This window comes from Streptomyces sp. NPDC048171 (genome assembly GCF_043202655.1).
In the GTDB taxonomy this organism is placed as follows: Bacteria; Actinomycetota; Actinomycetes; order Streptomycetales; family Streptomycetaceae; genus Streptomyces.
Genome location: NZ_JBIDAU010000001.1, coordinates 479,875 through 497,169, shown reverse-complemented (window position 1 = coordinate 497,169; position 17,295 = coordinate 479,875). Strand labels below are relative to the sequence as shown.

13 protein-coding genes and 1 pseudogene are annotated in these 17,295 nt (G+C 68.5%); 2 read left to right on the top strand and 12 right to left on the bottom strand.

Annotation, left to right across the window (positions count from 1 at the left end; all coding sequences use genetic code 11):
- The coding region (locus ACGF3J_RS02250) for a S1 family peptidase (protein ID WP_393853407.1) at positions 1-1,110 on the bottom strand (1,110 nt) is incomplete at its 3' end.
- A gap of 555 nt (positions 1,111-1,665) precedes the next feature.
- On the opposite strand from ACGF3J_RS02250, the gene ACGF3J_RS02245 reads away from it, so the two are divergent.
- Together ACGF3J_RS02245 and ACGF3J_RS02240 are read left to right on the top strand one after the other, a co-directional pair.
- Entirely contained in the window at positions 1,666-2,160 is a 495-nt protein-coding gene (locus ACGF3J_RS02245; protein WP_393853406.1) for a hypothetical protein, read from the top strand.
- Between the two features lie 841 nt (positions 2,161-3,001).
- Positions 3,002-3,796 (top strand): hypothetical protein, encoded by a 795-nt coding sequence (locus ACGF3J_RS02240; protein ID WP_359876933.1) that lies wholly within the window; start codon positions 3,002-3,004, stop codon positions 3,794-3,796.
- 647 nt (positions 3,797-4,443) lie between these two features.
- Here the strand turns inward: ACGF3J_RS02240 and ACGF3J_RS02235 are convergent.
- The 11 genes and pseudogenes from ACGF3J_RS02235 to ACGF3J_RS02185 all read right to left on the bottom strand — a co-directional run.
- Positions 4,444-4,524, bottom strand: a pseudogene (locus ACGF3J_RS02235) (IS5/IS1182 family transposase); the annotation flags it as partial.
- Between the two features lie 61 nt (positions 4,525-4,585).
- Positions 4,586-5,374 (bottom strand): class I SAM-dependent methyltransferase, encoded by a 789-nt coding sequence (locus tag ACGF3J_RS02230; protein ID WP_393853405.1) that lies wholly within the window; start codon positions 5,372-5,374, stop codon positions 4,586-4,588.
- A gap of 401 nt (positions 5,375-5,775) precedes the next feature.
- Positions 5,776-7,725, bottom strand: coding sequence for a TIGR03960 family B12-binding radical SAM protein (locus tag ACGF3J_RS02225; protein ID WP_161330938.1), 1,950 nt, complete (start codon positions 7,723-7,725; stop codon positions 5,776-5,778).
- A gap of 97 nt (positions 7,726-7,822) precedes the next feature.
- The gene (rodA, locus tag ACGF3J_RS02220) at positions 7,823-9,022 is read right to left on the bottom strand and encodes a rod shape-determining protein RodA (RefSeq protein WP_361354720.1); all 1,200 of its coding nucleotides are present in this window, start codon (positions 9,020-9,022) and stop codon (positions 7,823-7,825) included.
- Complete coding sequence (mrdA, locus tag ACGF3J_RS02215) at positions 9,019-11,310, bottom strand: penicillin-binding protein 2 (RefSeq protein WP_393853404.1); 2,292 nt, start codon at positions 11,308-11,310, stop codon at positions 9,019-9,021. Before mrdA ends, rodA begins: the two co-directional genes overlap by 4 nt.
- Before the next feature lie 116 nt (positions 11,311-11,426).
- Positions 11,427-12,098 (bottom strand): rod shape-determining protein MreD, encoded by a 672-nt coding sequence (gene mreD / locus ACGF3J_RS02210; RefSeq protein ID WP_122620124.1) that lies wholly within the window; start codon positions 12,096-12,098, stop codon positions 11,427-11,429.
- Between the two features lie 13 nt (positions 12,099-12,111).
- A complete protein-coding gene (mreC, locus tag ACGF3J_RS02205; RefSeq protein ID WP_393853403.1) occupies positions 12,112-13,149 on the bottom strand; it encodes a rod shape-determining protein MreC in 1,038 nt (345 codons plus the stop codon).
- A gap of 220 nt (positions 13,150-13,369) precedes the next feature.
- A complete protein-coding gene (locus ACGF3J_RS02200) occupies positions 13,370-14,389 on the bottom strand; it encodes a rod shape-determining protein (protein ID WP_007449816.1) in 1,020 nt (339 codons plus the stop codon).
- Between the two features lie 320 nt (positions 14,390-14,709).
- Positions 14,710-15,123 (bottom strand): nucleoside-diphosphate kinase, encoded by a 414-nt coding sequence (gene ndk / locus ACGF3J_RS02195; RefSeq protein ID WP_064727869.1) that lies wholly within the window; start codon positions 15,121-15,123, stop codon positions 14,710-14,712.
- Positions 15,124-15,251: 128 nt separating this feature from the next.
- Positions 15,252-15,608, bottom strand: coding sequence for a DUF4233 domain-containing protein (locus ACGF3J_RS02190; RefSeq protein ID WP_161330943.1), 357 nt, complete (start codon positions 15,606-15,608; stop codon positions 15,252-15,254).
- A gap of 6 nt (positions 15,609-15,614) precedes the next feature.
- Complete coding sequence (locus tag ACGF3J_RS02185; protein WP_393853402.1) at positions 15,615-17,141, bottom strand: bifunctional folylpolyglutamate synthase/dihydrofolate synthase; 1,527 nt, start codon at positions 17,139-17,141, stop codon at positions 15,615-15,617.
- Between the last annotated feature and the right edge of the window lie 154 nt (positions 17,142-17,295).

Genomic DNA, 17,295 nt, shown 5'->3' with positions numbered 1-17,295 from the left:
CCCGCCCGTAGTGCTGTCCCAGACCTTCACCGGCTTGCCGAACCCGGAGCCATTACTGGTCAACGTCCACAGCGCGGTCCGATTGGCCCCGTCACTGCCCTGCCCGTAGTCGTACAGCACACCCACATCACCACGACCGTCACCGTCGAAGTCACCGGCAACCACCTTCGACCGGCTCCAGTTCCAACTGCCGCCCGTGGCGCTGTCCCAGGCCCGCACCGGCCCGCCGAACCCGGAACCGTTGCTGGTCATCGTCCACAGGGCGGTCCGGTTGGCCCCGTCACTTCCCTGGCCGTTGTCGTACAGCACGCCCACATCGCTGCGGCCGTCCCCGTCGAGGTCGGCGGCCGGGGTCCGCACGGCGTTCGCGGTGACCCAGTCGCGGATGTCGTCGACGCGGGCGGCGACCGCGCTGCTCGTGGCTCCCGCCGCGGAGTCGACACCGAAGCAGCCCACCTGGTTCGAACGGCTGCTGACCGCGACCAGCGCCGGACGCCCGTCGACGGTACGCAGGACCGGGCCGCCCGCGTCGCCCTGGCAGACCGAGGCTCCGTCCTTGCCGCTCAGGACCAGGTCAGCGCCGTCGACAGCGGTGACGGCGAAGCTACCGGTGTGCTCGTCGAGCGGCGCCCACTCGGTCGCCGTACGGCCGTGTCCGGCCACGGTGAGATCCTGTCCGGCGGCGGGCCCGGTGGCGGCGAGGGCGACGGGGGCCACTCCCCGCACGGGCTGCGCGAGCCGGGCCAGCACGAGATCGCGCTCACCGTGCGGGCGCAGTTCCATGACGTTCCGCTGCTGTCCGCCGACGGTCGCGACGGTCTTCAGCCGGGGTGGACCAGCCGGCACGGAGAGGTCGGCGGCGGGGTCCTCGGCGAAGCAACTGGCGGTCGTGAGCAGCCACTCGGGCGAGACCAGCGAGCCCGAGCAGCCCCGCTGGTGGTCACCGACCAACAGCCGGGCGGTGAAGCCGAGACCGGCGTCCGTCGAGGGCTCGCCCACCACCGAGTGCGCCGGCGTGACGCCGACGAGCAGCAGCGGCGCCGCACCGAGCAGCGCGGCGGCGTGTCTGAGCCGGTTCGGACGGAAGTCGGTCTTGCTGCGTGCGTTCATTGCAGTCCTAGGAGTCGGTCTTGGAAAACTGGCTCGAAGGTCGCGGTACGCCGACTGCTCTTCATTTGTCGGAGGGTGCCTTCGCTAGGCGTTCACGAAATGCACCCGATACCCGCCCCCCTCGGCCATCCAAGACCGTGCTCCATGATCTCGTCCACGGGTCAAATCACCCAAACTGACAGTACGTCACACCCGGAGCATGACTTACGTCACCCGAAGGACGACCGGCCCTACTTGACCGTCAGCGGCAGCAGTTTCTTACCGGTCGGACCGACCTGGATCTCGGTGTCCATCGCGGGGCACACACGCTCACACAAGTCGAGCATGCAGTGACCGCGGAACTGTCAGCGGCGTGCGCTCGATGTGCCGCACTACCGCTCACGACGTGATCCGCTCCCCGCCTAGACGAGTAGATCCGATGTGACAGTGGTCGCCGCCCCTATGGCCCGAGCTTCATGAGGGACCCCATGGGAGAGCTGGCCAGACTGCTCCCTGTCTGGGCGCCCCCGTCGTTATGGTGTGGTGGTTTGCCCAGGCCATGAACGGAAGGGGATCATGACCGTCGAGCATCGGTGGCTGTTGGACGAGACTCCCTGGCCCGAGCAGGCCGCGCTGGTCTATGGCGAGATGGTGGAACTGACGACGCCACACCCACCAATTCCGAAATTGGGCCGGCTTGGGCCGGAGATCATAGGCAGCCGCGGTGTGGTCGTCGCGTGTGTCATCGAGCAGGATGAGCGTGACGGTCACGTCGGACCGCTCTACGCGGTGGAGACGGAGGACGGCAGTCCCTGGAGGCTGCGGTCAGAGTTCCTGATCTCCCTGGGAGGACTTCACCCCGACATGCAGCCCCGCTATCGCAGCGACCTACCCGAAGGAACTCACGTCCGAATCCGCTTGGAGTCGGACAGACCAGGCGCGACGACGGAAGCTGTCGGGGAGTGCACCGGGATCTGGCGGACGACGTCCTTGGAGCCGCCGAAGGGCTACATCGTGCAGGTTGGCGAGCACTCCCACTGCGTGACCCTGCAGCAGACCGAGGTTCTCTGACTCAGCGGGAGCCTGCCTGCAGTCGCCGCCGAACGTTGTCGGTGCTCAAACGCGATCAGCGAGTGGTGGCGGGTTCGTCGATCTGGTTGTTGTGACAGATCCCAGCAGCCATCGCCAGGACCCGCTAGATCACCCGATCAAGACGCCCTCGAAGGTCCGCCCGTCTGTTGCTCCAAACCAAGCTGCCCTTTGAGGTGTTTGTTCCTCACACCCACTCCACGTCCGACGAGACGCCCGAGAGGGCGCCAGACGGCGGCAGCGGCGTTCTCAGGCTCTTCTTCGCCGACTGCCGCCAACCTGGTGCAAGTCGACCGTGGCGGCTCGGCCCTGCGCGGAGACCAGCCGAAACAGCGTGCTCTCTGCGAGCCGGAGCTGCGCCCCGTTTGCCGCCGAGCTCAGCAACCCGGCACGCGGCGGCCATTACCCGCGTAGCCGTCGCCGACGTGAACCCTTAATCCGATCGAGCAGCGTCAACCGCCATACCCGTACCAATCCCCCTAGCTGCGCGCGATCAACCAGCGCGCGCCCGTGGGTGACCAACCCGAGCAAAGGCCGGACACGACCTTGAAGGTGCCCAGTGAGCCGTACGCCTGACGAGGAGAGGTGCCGCCCATTCCGACAAGGGCGACAGAGTGTGTGCATCTGGACTCGATGCTCACCGAAAGTGATCACAGCAGCCACTTGAGCTACATCTGAGCAGGAAGTATGGCTTCCATCACAGACTGCCGATGAGCGGTTCTGATCACATGAGAAGCGACCAACCGGACACAACGCTCTCCGCCAATACGGGGGTTGAGGGTGTTTCACATGTGCCCGGACGCAAGAGCCGATCGGAGAATCCGTGCAGACCAGCACCAGCCGTCGCCGTGTCGCAAGATCCATAGCCGTCCTGGGGGCCGTCGCGATCGTGGCGGGAACGGGTGTCACGAGCGTCGCCGCCGATGACCATGCCGCTACCCGGAGCGGCCAGACCGCGACCCCGGCGGCGTACATCAGCTACCTGGCATCCTCTTCGGAAGAGGGTGCGGCTCAGACCTTGAGCGACTTCAAGGGCCTGCCGGCCGCCGAGCAGGAGAAGTACCTCGACTACCTCAACAACCCTGAGGTGTTCAGGGCGCTCATGGAGGATGCGCCCGAGCCGACGCAGGACACGACGGCAGGCCCCCAGTCTGCGCCAGCCGAGGACACCACCACTTCCCTGTTCGGCGGGGACGTGGTCGTGGAATCCGAGCACGAGTCGACGTTCACGCCCGACACCAAGCCCGAGCCCGGCTCCAGCGCCGAGGCCGCCAGGAAACGCAAGCTGTCCCGGGGAACCTGGGAGTCGACGTACAGCCACACTCAGAAGATCTTCGGTGTAACGGTGACCAAGCTGTCGGTGTGGGTGAACTACTACACGAACGGCAGCAAGATCACCAAGGTCAACTTCGCTGACGGCGGCAGGCGGAACTACAACGCCTCCGTATCCATCTCCAAGGGTGTACCGAAACACTGGAAGGACGGCCGCTACGCCAACGGATCCGTCGTATGGGAAGGCAACATCGTCTTCAAGGGCTTCGGCGTCAGCATCGACAAGCGCGAGAAGGTGTGGGCCAACGAATACGGATACCGCGGCGGGTACCTGAAGAACATCTGACCTGTAAGGGGATCACATGACCTGGAACGGTAGGACGACTGTCATCACCTTGACCGTCGTCCTCGCTACCCTCCTGGCCCTGGCGATTGCCGGATTCGCGTTCTTCGCTACCAGCGGAGGCGAATCGAGCGGCAGTGACCGGAAGATCGACGGGGCGACCGTGGTCGCCCCCGCCTGGAGGTAGCGGGATGAGGCTGTCCGAAGTGCCAACCCGCCAGAAACTGACGATCGGCGTTCTTGCCGTGCTGATCGTTCTCGTGCTCAACGCCATGGTGAACAACATCACCTGGTGAGTTCTGCGTCACGGGGCCCGCAGAGTCCGAGGCCCCGTGACGTCACCTCTTCAGACCCACTCCACCTCAGAACCGATGCCGTGCGTCTCTCTAGGCGGCGGCAGCGGTGTTCTCGTCACCGCTTGAGCGGGCAACCGCCGCAGCTTCAAGGCCCCGAGTGCGCCGAGTGTTGCGGCCATCTCCTGCTCTGTGACATCCGCCACGAAATCGGCGATGCGCCGCAACGGCTCACCGGCGTCAGCCCTCGTCTTGCCCGTCGGGCCCGTTTGTGGCCATGTGTCGAACTGGGGGCAGACGCCACCCCCAATCCGTTGGACTGCCCTCATCACTGGGCTCTTTCCAACCTCAGGGCAGTTACAGGGTGAGGACGGCCTGAACGAGGCTGGTGATGCGCGTCGTGGAACAACGCAGCTTGCGCCGGAGCCGCCAGGCGCGACGAACCCGCTACAGGCGGTCGCGAGCCGACAGGTCCGCAACAACATTGACGAAGAGCGGATCAGCGCGCCGACTCAGGCGTGCCTCGCGCCTGGTCGCGGCTGGCGACCACCACGTATCCATCGCTCTCGGGGTCGAAGGTGGTGGACTGCACCGTGAGCCCGACGCTCCGCAACTGCGCCACGAGGTCCTCGTACCGGTAGGGCCAGATGGACAACCGCTCCGAACAGGCTCGCACTGCTCCGTCCGGCTCGATCTGGGCAACCACGATCTCGAGGAAGTGTTCCTGGTCCCAGCGCTGCTCGATCTGCCAGTAGTAGCTGACGACCGCATCGCGGTCGTTGCGGCGGATGAGTCGATCGCGGACGTCGACCCGTGAGCCCGCGGAGCGCACGAGCTCCCAGTTGCGTGAGTGGAGCACAAGGCGTCCGCCCGGATTCAGCAGCCGCGACATCGCTCGCAGTGCGGTCAGGCGCCCTGCTGCGCCCTCGGCGTGCCCGAGCGAGTTGCCGACGCAGAACACCAGATCGAACGTGGAGTCCTCCAGGTGGTCGGGCAGTTCGTCCCAGCGCGCGCGGAGGGCTCGAAGCGAGACACCCTGCTCGTCGGCGGCCTTCTCGGTCCGGCGAACCATCCCATCGCTGGCGTCTGCGGCGACCACGTCAAGGCCAAGACTGGCGAGACCGACGGCGAGCTGGCCGGTTCCACACGCGCAGTCGAGGACGCGAGCGTTGGGCGGCAGAGACCCCACGACATCGCTGTAGTAAACCGCGGCTGCCTCGGCGGGGGTCAGCCTGTCGTCCCCGATCAGCCACTCGTACACGTCGGAAAGCGCCCCATAACCAGCCACCGCGATACCCCCATCACTCGACGGAACGCGGGCGAGACCGCACCTGCGACCCGGACACTACGCCTCGCACTGTGCCGCGCCGTGTCAACGAAGCATTGAGCAGGACCCAACCACTTCCGGCCGCTGAGACTCCACCGGATTTCGTGGAAGCGCGACGCGCCGCACCGACGCAGGTCCCCACTCCACCGGCGCCCCATCGACCACGATGGGGCCGCAGCCGGCAAGCGTGTGTTCAGGTGGCGTCTCCCCCCATACTGCGGACAGGCCCACCGGACCGACTGATCGTGCCGTGAGATCACCGCAGGCCGCTCTCCGGCCCTCACACCCACTCCACGTCCCGATGAGAGCGTCAGCGATGCGGTGAAGCGGCTCGCTCATCCAACAGCCCCCGTTTCCACAGGTCAGCCGGAGTTCTTGACCGTCAGCGGCAGCAGTTTCTTGCCGGTCGGGCCGACCTGGATCTCGGTGTCCATCGCGGGGCAGACGCCGCAGTCGAAGCACGGGGTCCAGCGGCAGTCGTCGACCTCCGTCTCGTCGAGGGCGTCCTGCCAGTCCTCCCAGAGCCACTCCTTGTCGAGGCCGGAGTCGAGGTGGTCCCAGGGCAGGACCTCCTCGTAGCCGCGCTCGCGGGTGGTGTACCAGTCGACGTCGACGTCGGTGGGGGCCAGGGCCTTGTCGGCGCAGGCCATCCAGCGGTCGTACGAGAAGTGCTCGCGCCAGCCGTCGAAGCGGCCGCCGTCGTCGTAGACCGCGCGGATGACGGCGCCGAGGCGGCGGTCGCCGCGGGAGAGGAGGCCCTCGACGATGCCGGGCTTGCCGTCGTGGTAGCGGAAGCCGATGGAGCGGCCGTACTTCTTGTCGCCGCGGATCTTGTCGCGCAGCTTCTGCAGGCGGGCGTCGGTCTCCTCGGAGGAGAGCTGCGGGGCCCACTGGAAGGGGGTGTGGGGCTTGGGGACGAAGCCGCCGATGGAGACGGTGCAGCGGATGTCGTTGGCGCCGGAGACCTCGCGGCCCTTGGCGATGACGCGGGTGGCCATGTCGGCGATCTGGAGGACGTCCTCGTCGGTCTCGGTGGGCAGGCCGCACATGAAGTACAGCTTCACCTGCCGCCAGCCGTTGCCGTAGGCCGTCGCGACGGTACGGATCAGGTCCTCTTCCGAGACCATCTTGTTGATGACCTTGCGGATGCGCTCGGAGCCGCCCTCGGGGGCGAAGGTCAGGCCGGAGCGGCGGCCGTTGCGGGTCAGCTCGTTGGCCAGGTCGATGTTGAAGGCGTCGACCCGGGTCGAGGGGAGGGACAGGCCGATCTTGTCGTCCGTGTACCGGTCCGCGAGGCCCTTGGCGACGTCGGCGATCTCGGTGTGGTCCGCGGAGGAGAGGGAGAGGAGACCGACCTCCTCGAAGCCCGTTGCCTTCAGGCCCTTGTCGACCATCTCGCCGATGCCCGTGATGGAGCGCTCGCGCACCGGGCGGGTGATCATGCCGGCCTGGCAGAAGCGGCAGCCGCGGGTGCAGCCGCGGAAGATCTCCACGGACATCCGCTCGTGGACCGTCTCGGCGAGCGGGACGAGGGGCTGCTTGGGGTAGGGCCACTCGTCGAGGTCCATGACGGTGTGCTTGCTGACCCGCCACGGGACGCCGCTGCGGTTGGGTACGACGCGGGAGATGCGGCCGTCGGGCAGGTACTCGACGTCGTAGAAGCCGGGGACGTACACGCCGCCCGTCTTCGCCAGGCGCAGGAGGAGCTCCTCGCGGCCGCCGGGGCGGCCCTCGGCCTTCCAGGCGCGGATGATCGCGGTGATCTCCAGGACGGCCTGCTCGCCGTCGCCGATGACGGCGCAGTCGATGAAGTCGGCGATCGGCTCGGGGTTGAACGCCGCGTGCCCGCCGGCCAGGACGACCGGGTCGTCGATGCCGCGGTCCTTGGCCTCCAGCGGGATGCCCGCCAGGTCCAGGGCCGTGAGCATGTTGGTGTAGCCCAGCTCCGTGGAGAAGGAGAGGCCGAAGACGTCGAAGGCGCCGACCGGGCGGTGGCTGTCGACGGTGAACTGCGGGACGGAGTGCTCCCGCATCAGGTCCTCGAGGTCCGGCCAGACGCTGTAGGTGCGCTCGGCGAGGACGCCCTGCTGTTCGTTGAGCACCTCGTAGAGGATCATGACGCCCTGGTTGGGCAGTCCGACCTCGTAGGCGTCGGGGTACATCAGGGCCCAGCGGACGTCGCAGGATTCCCAGTCCTTGACCGTGGAGTTGAGCTCTCCGCCGACATACTGGATCGGCTTCTGCACATGCGGGAGCAGAGCTTCGAGCTGCGGAAACACAGACTTCACAGACTCGGCGGCTTCGGCAGGCATCTCACGGAACCTTCGTGTGCTGACAAGGGGGACCATCCAGCCTAACCCGGCGGGGACGGTCCCCCGTACCGCCCCGTGTGCCGTCCAGGGCCCGCGCTCAGGCCGACATCGGTCTCTGGACCGTGATCGACTGGAGCAGCCCGACCGCCATCCACACGGCGAACATGGAGGAGCCGCCGTAGGAGACGAAGGGCAGGGGCAGACCGGTGACCGGCATGATGCCGAGCGTCATGCCGATGTTCTCGAAGGTCTGGAAGGCGAACCAGGCGACGATCCCGGCGGCGACGACCGTGCCGTACAGGTCGGGTGTGGAGCGGGCGATCTTGCAGGCGCGCCAGAGGATCACGCCGAGCAGGGCGATGATCAGGCCCGCGCCGAGGAAGCCCAGTTCCTCGCCGGCGACCGTGAAGACGAAGTCGGTCTGCTGTTCCGGTACGAATCTGCCGGTGGTCTGGGAGCCCTCGAAGAGGCCGGAGCCGGTGAGTCCTCCGGAGCCGATCGCGATGCGCGCCTGGTTGGTGTTGTAGCCGACGCCGGCCGGGTCCAGCGCCGGGTTGGCGAAGGCGGCGAAGCGGGCGATCTGGTAGTCGTCCAGGATGCCGAGCTGCCACACGGCGAGCGCTCCGGCCGTGCCGGCGCCGAGGAGTCCGAAGACCCAGCGGTTGCTGGCCCCGGAGGCGAGCAGGATGCCCAGCACGATGATGACCATGACCATGACCGACCCGAGGTCGGGCATGAGCATCACGATCAGCATGGGCACGGTGGCCAGGCCCAGGGCCTGGAGCACGGTCCGGTGGTCCGGGTGCTGCCGGTCCCCCGCGTCGACGCGGGTGGCCAGGAGCATCGCCATGCCGAGGATGATCGTGAGCTTCACGAACTCCGAGGGCTGGAGGGAGAAGCCGCCGGGGAGCTTGATCCAGGAGTGGGCGCCGTTGATGGTCGAGCCGAGCGGGGTGAGCACCAGCAGGATCAGGAAGACGGAGGCGCCGTACAGGACCGGCACGGCGGTGCGCAGGGCGCGGTGGCCGAGCCAGACGATGCCGACCATGAGGGCGAGCCCGATGCCGGTGTTCAGGAGGTGGCGGGTCAGGAAGTAGTACGGGTCGCCCTGGTTGAGTTCGGTGCGGTTGCGGGTCGCGGAGTAGACCAGCAGCGAGCCCAGCAGCGACAGCCCGACGGATGCCAGCAGTATCGGCCAGTCGAGCCGCCGGGCCATGGAGTCCCGGGCGAAGAGCCGGGCCCAGCCGCCCCTGTCGGGGCCGTACCCGGAGACGTGGAAGCCGTTGGCGCCAGTCATGCGCGTGCCCTCCGGCTTCCGTGTCCGCAGCCGGTGCCGCGCCTGCCCGGGCCGCCGCGCCGTCGGCGGCGCCTGGTGTCGCGGTTCTCCGTGTTCTGGGTGGGCGGCGTGGCGCCCTGCTGCTGTTCTTCGACGGGCGCGTACTCCTCCTCGGGGGAGGCCTTCTCGTCCGGCTGGAGGTCCTTGACGACGTCCTTGGAGATCTTCGGCGCGGGGATGGTCCCGTCGGCCTTGATCGTCGGGAGCTTCGCCTGCGGCTGGGGCAGCAGCGCCTTCTTCTTGTCGATCGCGCCGTCGTCCGAGACGCCGTACAGGGCGTCGTAGATGTTGCGGACGGCGGGTCCTGAGGCGCCGGAGCCCGTACCGCCCTGGGAGATCGTCATGACGATCGAGTAGTCCTTGGTGTACGTCGCGAACCAGGACGTGGTCTGCTTGCCGTGGACCTCGGCGGTACCGGTCTTGGCGTGCATCGGGATCTCGTCCTGCGGCCAGCCGCCGAACCGCCAGGCGGCGGTACCGCGGGTGGCGACGCCGGCGAGGGCGTCGTCCATCTTGGCCAGCGTGGTCCTGCTTATCGGCAGCTTGCCGTGCGACTTGGGTTCGATCGCGCTGACCTGCTTGCCGTCGGGGCTGACGACCGCCTTGCCGATGCTCGGGTCGTAGAGGGTGCCGCCGTTGGCGATGGCCGCGTAGATGGTGGCCATCTGGATGGGGGTGACGAGGGTGTCGCCCTGGCCGATGGAGTAGTTGATGGAGTCACCGGCGCGCAGCCTGTTGCCCTCGAGGCAGCCCTCGTAGGCGAGCTTCTCGACGTACGAGCCGTCCTTCTTGCCGGTCTTGCACCAGGCGTCCTTGTTGGCCTCCCAGTAGTCCTTCTTCCACTGCCGGTCGGGGACGCGGCCGGTGACCTCGTTGGGGAGGTCGATGCCGGTCTTCTTGCCGAGGCCGAACTGGTGGGCGGCCTTGTAGAAGAAGTCGTTGGGGTCCTTGGGCTTCGCGCCGCCGTCCTTCTTCCACTCCTCGTGGGCCAGGCGGTAGAAGACGGTGTCGCAGGACAGCTCCAGGGCGCGGCCGAGGCTGATCGGGCCGTAGCTGGCCGACTCGAAGTTCTTGAAGACCTGGCCGCCGAGGTTGTAGGCGCTGGAGCAGTCGTACCTGCCGTCGAAGTCGTAGCCGGCCTCCACGGCGGCGGCCGAGGAGACCACCTTGAAGATGGAGCCCGGGGCCGCCTGGCCCTGGGTGGCGCGGTTGAGGAGCGGGTAGTTGGAGTCCTTGCCGGTGAGCCTCTTGTAGTCCTTGGCGGAGATGCCGCCGACCCAGGCGTTCGGGTCGTAGTCGGGGTTGGAGGCCATGGCGACCACGCGGCCGGTCTTGGCCTCCATCACCACGACCGCGCCGGCGTCGGCCTCGTAGAGCCGGTTGGTGTTGCGGTCCATCTCCTTGCGGGCGGCCTTCATGGCCTCGTTCAGCTCGTACTCGGCGACGCGCTGGACCCGCGAGTCGATGCTGGTGACGAGGTTGGAGCCGGGGGTGCCCGAGTCGGACTCGGCCTCGCCGATGACGCGGCCGAGGTTGTCGACCTCGTAGCGGGTGACGCCGGCCTTGCCGCGCAGCGCCTTGTCGTACTGGCGTTCCAGGCCGGAGCGGCCGACCTGGTCGGAGCGGAGGAAGGGCGAGTCGGTGTCCTGGGCCTTCTGCAGCTCCTCGTCGGTGACCGGCGAGAGGTAGCCGAGGACCTGGGCGGTGTTGGACTTGCCGGGGGCGGCGTAGCGGCGTACGGCCATGGGCTCGGCGGTGATGCCGGGGAAGTCCTCGGCGCGCTCGCGGATCTGCAGGGCCTGCTTGACGGTGGCCTCGTCGGTGACGGGGATCGGCTGGTAGGGCGAGCCGTTCCAGCAGGGCTGCGGGGTCTCGGCGTCGCAGAGCCGGACCTTGTCGATGACGTCCTGGGGCTTCATGCCGAGGACGCCGGCGAGCTTGGTGAGGACTCCCTTGCCGTCGTCCTTCATCTTCAGCAGTTCGGTGCGGGAGGCGGAGACCACGAGCCGGGTCTCGTTGTCGGCGAGTGCCACGCCGCGGGCGTCCAGGATCGAGCCGCGGGTGGCGGGCTGGACGACCTGCTGGACGTGGTTGCCGGACGCCTCTTCGGCGTACTCGTCGCCCTGCCGGATCTGGAGGTACCAGAGCCGGCCGCCGAGGGTGGCGAGGAGGGAGAGGACGAGGATCTGGATGACGACGAGCCGGGTCTGGACGCGGGTGCTGCGGCCGGTCTCGGGGATGTTAGTCATGGGCGCAGCCCATTCGGTCGAGGGTGGTGGTGGGCGACGGGTGGGCGTTGGTCACTGGATTACTGCCTCCCCCTCGCGATGTGCTGGTTTCCCTGTCTGCTGCCGCGTCGTCGCACTCACAGCCGCTTGACCCCCTTGATGCGTCCGGCCCGGGCCACGCGTGCCCGCGCGGTCTTCATCCGCAGCCCGCCGCGCTGTCTGCCGATGCGCAGGCCGGTGCCGCCGGAGAGCCAGCCGGAGGAGATGTCGGGGCTCTGGGCGGCGGCGTTGGTGTCGGCCAGCGGATCGTTGTCGGCGCGCCGGGCGAGCGCCATGACGCCGGGGACGACAAACGGCGTGAGCAGCAGGTCGTACAGGGCGGCCGTGAACAGCAGGCTGGGCAGGCCGACGTGGCGTGCGGCGGTGTCGCCGACCAGGGCGCCGACGCCGGCGTAGAGCAGGGTGGTGCCGACGGCGGCGGCGACGACCACGACCATGGGGCCGGTGGCCGACCTGAGCCGGCCGTTGTCCGGTTTGGCGAGTCCGGCGAGGTAGCCGACGACGCAGAGCACCAGGGCGTAGCGTCCGGCCGCGTGGTCGGCGGGCGGGGCGAGGTCGGCGAGGAGTCCGGCGCCGAAGCCGACGAGGGCGCCGCCGACGTGGCCGTAGACCAGGGCGAGGCCGAGGACGGTGAGCAGCAGCAGGTCGGGGACGGCGCCGGGCAGGTGGAGGCGGGCGAGAACGCTGACCTGGATCACCAGGGCGACGACGACCAGGGCGACGGACAGCAGGATCCGGTTGACACGCATGGGGTGAGAACTCCTACTGCTCGGTCTGCTCGTTCTGCTCTGTCTGGTCGTTCTGCTGTGACTGCTGGTCCTGTTGCGACTGCTCGTCCTGTTGCGACTGCTCGTCCTGGCCGTTCTGCGTCTGGCCCTCGGGGTCGGCACCGGCGGACGGGGTCGCGGTGACCGTCACCGTCGGGGTGGGCTTCGGCTTCGACTTCTCCGGGAGCACCGTGTCGCGCGGGTCCTTCTGCGGCGCCTGGACAACGACGCCGATGATGTCGAGCTTGGTGAAGCTGACGAACGGCGTGACTTCGAGGATGCGGGTCAGGTCGCCGCCGTTGGGGTCGACGCGGGAGACGGTGCCGACGGGCACGCCGGGTACGAAGGGCTTGTCGGCCTGGGAGCCGAAGGTGACCAGCCGGTCGCCCTTCTTGACGTCGGCCTTGCCGTTGAGGAGTTCGACCCGCAGCGGGCGGCTGCCCTGTCCGGCGGCGAAGCCGAGTTCGTCGCCGGACTCCATCCGGGTGCCGACGCTGAAGTCCGGGTCGTTGGCGAGCAGCACGGTGGCGGTGTTCGGGCCGACGGTGGTGACGCGTCCGACGAGGCCGTCGCCGTTGAGGACGGTCATGTCGCGCTTGATGCCGTCGTTGGCACCGACGTCGATGGTGATGGTCCACGAGAAGCCCTGGGCGGCTCCTATGGCGATGACCTGGGCGCCCTTGATCCCGTACTGTCCGGCACCGGCCAGTCCGAGCATCTTGTCGAACTGCTGGAGCCGGCTGCGGCCGCGTTCGTCGCTGCCGAGTTTCGCCTTCAGGGCCGCGTTCTGCGTCTCCAGCTCGGCGAGGCGGTCGTGCCGGTCGCCGGAGTCGCGGATCGCGGAGACCGCGTTGCCCACCGGGTCGACCGCGGAGGAGACCCCGTTCTCGATCGGACCGAAGACGTTGGCCGCGGCCTGCCGGGCACCGTCGACCGGCGAGTCCTCCCCACCGCGGATGTCCACCGTGATCAGCGCGAACGCGACGGCGATCAGCAGTACCAGGAGCAGCCGGCTCTCTTTCGTGTCCCTCACGTGCGGCGGCCGTGCCTTCCTCGTCGAAATTCGGGAATCTCGGAATTTACGTGGCGGTGTTCAGGAATTCAGGTGATGCGGTACTTCGCGGTACGTGCGGTACTTCGCGGTACGTGCGGTGCATCGGGTGCTTCACGTACGTCCGGTACCGGAACCCTCTATATCAACGATCCGCCGCACGAGAGGAGATCGTCTCGTACGGCGGAACCGAAGTGTTACGTCATCTGCGGGGCGAGGCGTCCAGCACCTGCTGGAGCGCCTCGAACTCCTCGACGCACTTGCCGCTGCCGAGCGCCACGCTGTCGAGCGGGTCCTCGGCGATGTGGATCGGCATTCCGGTCTCCCGGCGCAGCCGCTCGTCGAGCCCGCGCAGCAGCGCGCCGCCACCGGTCAGGACGATGCCCCGGTCCATGATGTCGCCGGACAGCTCCGGCGGACACTTGTCGAGGGTCGTCTTGACGGCGTCGACGATCGCGTTGACCGGTTCCTCGATCGCCTTGCGCACTTCGGCGGCGGAGATGACGACGGTCTTGGGCAGGCCGGAGACCAGGTCCCGGCCGCGGATTTCGGTGTGCTCGTCGGAGTCGAGGTCGTACGCGGAGCCGATCGTGATCTTGATCTGCTCGGCCGTGCGCTCACCCAGCAGAAGGCTGTACTCCTTCTTCACGTGCTGGATGATCGCGTTGTCCAGCTCGTCCCCCGCGACGCGGATGGACTGGGCCGTGACGATGCCGCCGAGCGAGATGACCGCGACCTCCGTGGTGCCGCCGCCGATGTCCACCACCATGTTGCCCGTGGCCTCGTGGACCGGCAGGCCGGAGCCGATGGCCGCGGCCATGGGCTCCTCGATGATGTGCACCTGCCGGGCGCCGGCCTGGGACGACGCCTCGATGACGGCGCGGCGCTCGACGCCCGTGATACCCGAGGGCACACAGACGACGACCCGCGGACGAGCCAGATACCGCCGCTTGTGGATCTTCAGGATGAAGTAGCGGAGCATCCGCTCGGTGATCTCGAAGTCGGCGATGACGCCGTCCTTCAGCGGACGCACGGCAACGATGTTGCCGGGCGTGCGCCCGATCATCTTCTTCGCTTCGGCGCCGACCGCGAGGATGCCACCGGTGTTGGTGTTGATCGCGACGACGGACGGCTCGTTGAGTACGATCCCGCGACCCCTGACGTACACCAGCGTGTTGGCGGTCCCGAGGTCGACAGCCATGTCACGGCCGATGAACGACATTGAGTTCCCCATCAGGATTCGACTGGCCTTCCCAGGAGCTTTTGAGGGCTTTTCAGGTAGGCGAAGTGGGTGCAGTGACGCGTGGAGGCTTCTATCGTAGACGCGCTTTCGCGAACACTGCGCGAGGGTCTTCGCCATTGTCAGCAGATGGCGCACCGCCTCGCTTGTGGAGACGGGCCAACGGTGGCATCCGTTCCCCCGATCAGGCGCGCATATGCCATGGGGCGGCCGCTTTCGACGCGACCGCCCCCTGCTCCGCCTGGGCCGTTCGACTGACGTGCTGTCAGAAAAAAGAGTGTCCGGCGGGTCCCGGAGTGGACTCAGACCCGGCCCGGGAAGAAGATCTTCAGCTCGCGCTCGGCCGACTCCTCGGAGTCGGAGGCGTGGATCAGGTTCTCCCGGACGATCACGCCGTAGTCACCGCGGATGGAGCCGGGGGCGGCGGCGATCGGGTCGGTCGGGCCGGCCAGTGCGCGCACGCCCTCGATGACCCGCTCGCCCTCGACCACCAGGGCGACGACCGGGCCGGACGCCATGAACTCGACCAGCGGCTCGTAGAAGGGCTTGCCCTTGTGCTCGCCGTAGTGCTGCTCCAGGGTCTCGGCGTCCAGGGTGCGCAGTTCCAGCGCGGTGATCTGCCAGCCGGCCTTGCGCTCGATACGGCTGATGATCTCGCCGGTCAGGCCACGACGGACGGCGTCGGGCTTGAGGAGGACGAGGCTGCGCTGCGTCACGAGGGGCTCCCTTGGAGGTGTGCGGTAGTGCGGGTGATGACTGAGGTTACCGGGCGTGTCGCGACGCCGGTCACGCAGCGTCAGGCGGTGGCGAGGAGGTCCGTTCAGGCGGTGGCGGGAAGGCCCGCTCAGGCGGCGTCCGGCGCGGGCGCCTCGGCCTGGGCGGCGAATCTCGCCTTGGCCTCGTCGATCTTCCGCCCGTAGTGCACGGAGGCCCACCACAGGGCGGCGAAGGCGACACCCAGGAAGAACATCGCCGGGACGACGAAGCCGGAGGCGATCAGGGCGATCTGCAGCGCCCAGCCGAGGGCGACGCCGCCCGGCCGGGTCACGGCGCCGCACAGCGCCACGCACAGGAACATGGCGATGCCGCAGACCGTCCACACCGTCCCAGTGGACAGATCCGGGTCCTTCATCGCGACCAGTCCGGCGAAGCCGATCACGAAGACCTCGCCGATCAGAGTGGAAGCACAGAGCGTACGCACGGTTTCTCAGCCCCTCCCCAGGAGCAGTCGGGCCTCGCCGACGGTGATGACGGAGCCGGTGACGAGGACACCGCCGCCCGAGAACTCGCCCTCCTCCTCGGCCAGGGTGATCGCGGCCTCCAGGGCGTCCGGCAGCCGGGGCTCGACCTGGACGCGGTCCTCGCCGAACACCTCGACGGCGATGCCGGCCAGTTCGTCGGCGTCCATCGCGCGGTGGCTGGAGTTCTGGGTGACGACGACCTCGGCGAAGACCGGTTCGAAGGCCTCCAGGAAGCCCCGTACGTTCTTGTCGCCGCTCGCGCCGACCACGCCGATGAGCCGGCTGAACTCGAACGCCTCTCCGACGGCCTCCGCGGTGACCCGGGCGCCGGCCGGATTGTGCGCGGCGTCGAGCACCACGGTGGGCGAGCGCCGCACCACCTCCATCCGTCCGGGCGAGGCGACGGCGGCGAACGCCTTGCGGACGGTGTCGACGTCCAGCGGCTCGGGACGCTGCGCGCCGACGCCGAAGAACGCCTCGACGGCGGCCAGCGCGACGGCGGCGTTGTGCGCCTGGTGGGCGCCGTGCAGCGGCAGGTAGAGCTCGGGGTACTCGCCGCCGAGGCCGCGCAGGGTCATCAACTGCCCGCCCACGGCGACCTGCCGGGAGGCCACGCCGAACTCGAGCCCCTCGCGCGCGACGGTGGCGTTGACGTCCACGGCCTTCTTCAGCAGCACCTGGGCCGCGTCCACCGGCTGCTGGGCCAGGATCACGGTGGCGTCCTGCTTGACGATGCCGGCCTTCTCGGTCGCGATCTCGCCGGGCGTCTCGCCCAGGCGGTCGGTGTGGTCCAGATCGATGGGGGTGACGACGGCGACGTCCCCGTCGATGACGTTGGTCGCGTCCCAGGAGCCGCCCATCCCGACCTCGACGACGGCGACGTCCACGGGCGCGTCGGCGAACGCGGCGTACGCCATGCCGGTCAGCACCTCGAAAAAGGACAGCCGGTACTCCTGCTGGGCGTCCACCATCTCGACGTACGGCTTGATGTCCTCGTACGTCTCCACGAACCGCTCGGCGGAGATCGCGGCGCCGTCCAGGCTGATCCGCTCGGTGATGGACTGCACGTGCGGCGAGGTGTAGCGCCCGGTGCGCAGCTCGAAGGCGCCGAGCAGGGCCTCGATCATGCGGGCGGTGGAGGTCTTGCCGTTCGTCCCCGTGATGTGGATGGAGGGGTACGAGCGCTGCGGGTCGCCCAGCACGTCCATCAGCGCGGCGATCCGGGCGACGGACGGCTCCAGCTTGGTCTCGCCCCAGCGGGTCGCCAGGTCCGCCTCGACGTCGCGCAGGGCCTTGTCCACCTCGGGGTCCTCGGGACGCCCGGGCACGTCGGCCTGCGGGGGGCCGCCCTGGGTGCGCAGGGTGCGGCTGCCGGCCTCGATGACGGCGAGGTCGGGGTCGCGGGTGGTCTCCGCCGCGATGATCTCTTCGAAGGAGTCGGTGGGGTCGTCAGCGGGGTCGGGCTGGTCGTTCTCGCCGGGGTTGTCACTCACGGGGACCAGTCTACGGAGGTCGCCCGCGGCGGGGTGGCTGAGGTCCCGTGGCGTGGGACGGCCCGTCGTGGCTTGTCGCGCCCACGCGGCGGAGCCGCACATCGATACAGCCCCGCGCCCCTGAGGGGCGCGAAGGCTCCCGGCGCTTGTATGC

Coding starts and splice junctions, on each gene's coding strand:
- ACGF3J_RS02245 (WP_393853406.1), top strand. CDS start 1,666: ATGACCGTCGAGCATCGGTGGCTGTTGGACGAGACTCCCTGGCCCGAG.
- ACGF3J_RS02225 (WP_161330938.1), bottom strand. CDS start 7,725: ATGCCTGCCGAAGCCGCCGAGTCTGTGAAGTCTGTGTTTCCGCAGCTC.
- rodA (WP_361354720.1), bottom strand. CDS start 9,022: ATGACTGGCGCCAACGGCTTCCACGTCTCCGGGTACGGCCCCGACAGG.
- mrdA (WP_393853404.1), bottom strand. CDS start 11,310: ATGACTAACATCCCCGAGACCGGCCGCAGCACCCGCGTCCAGACCCGG.
- mreD (WP_122620124.1), bottom strand. CDS start 12,098: ATGCGTGTCAACCGGATCCTGCTGTCCGTCGCCCTGGTCGTCGTCGCC.
- ACGF3J_RS02200 (WP_007449816.1), bottom strand. CDS start 14,389: ATGTCGTTCATCGGCCGTGACATGGCTGTCGACCTCGGGACCGCCAAC.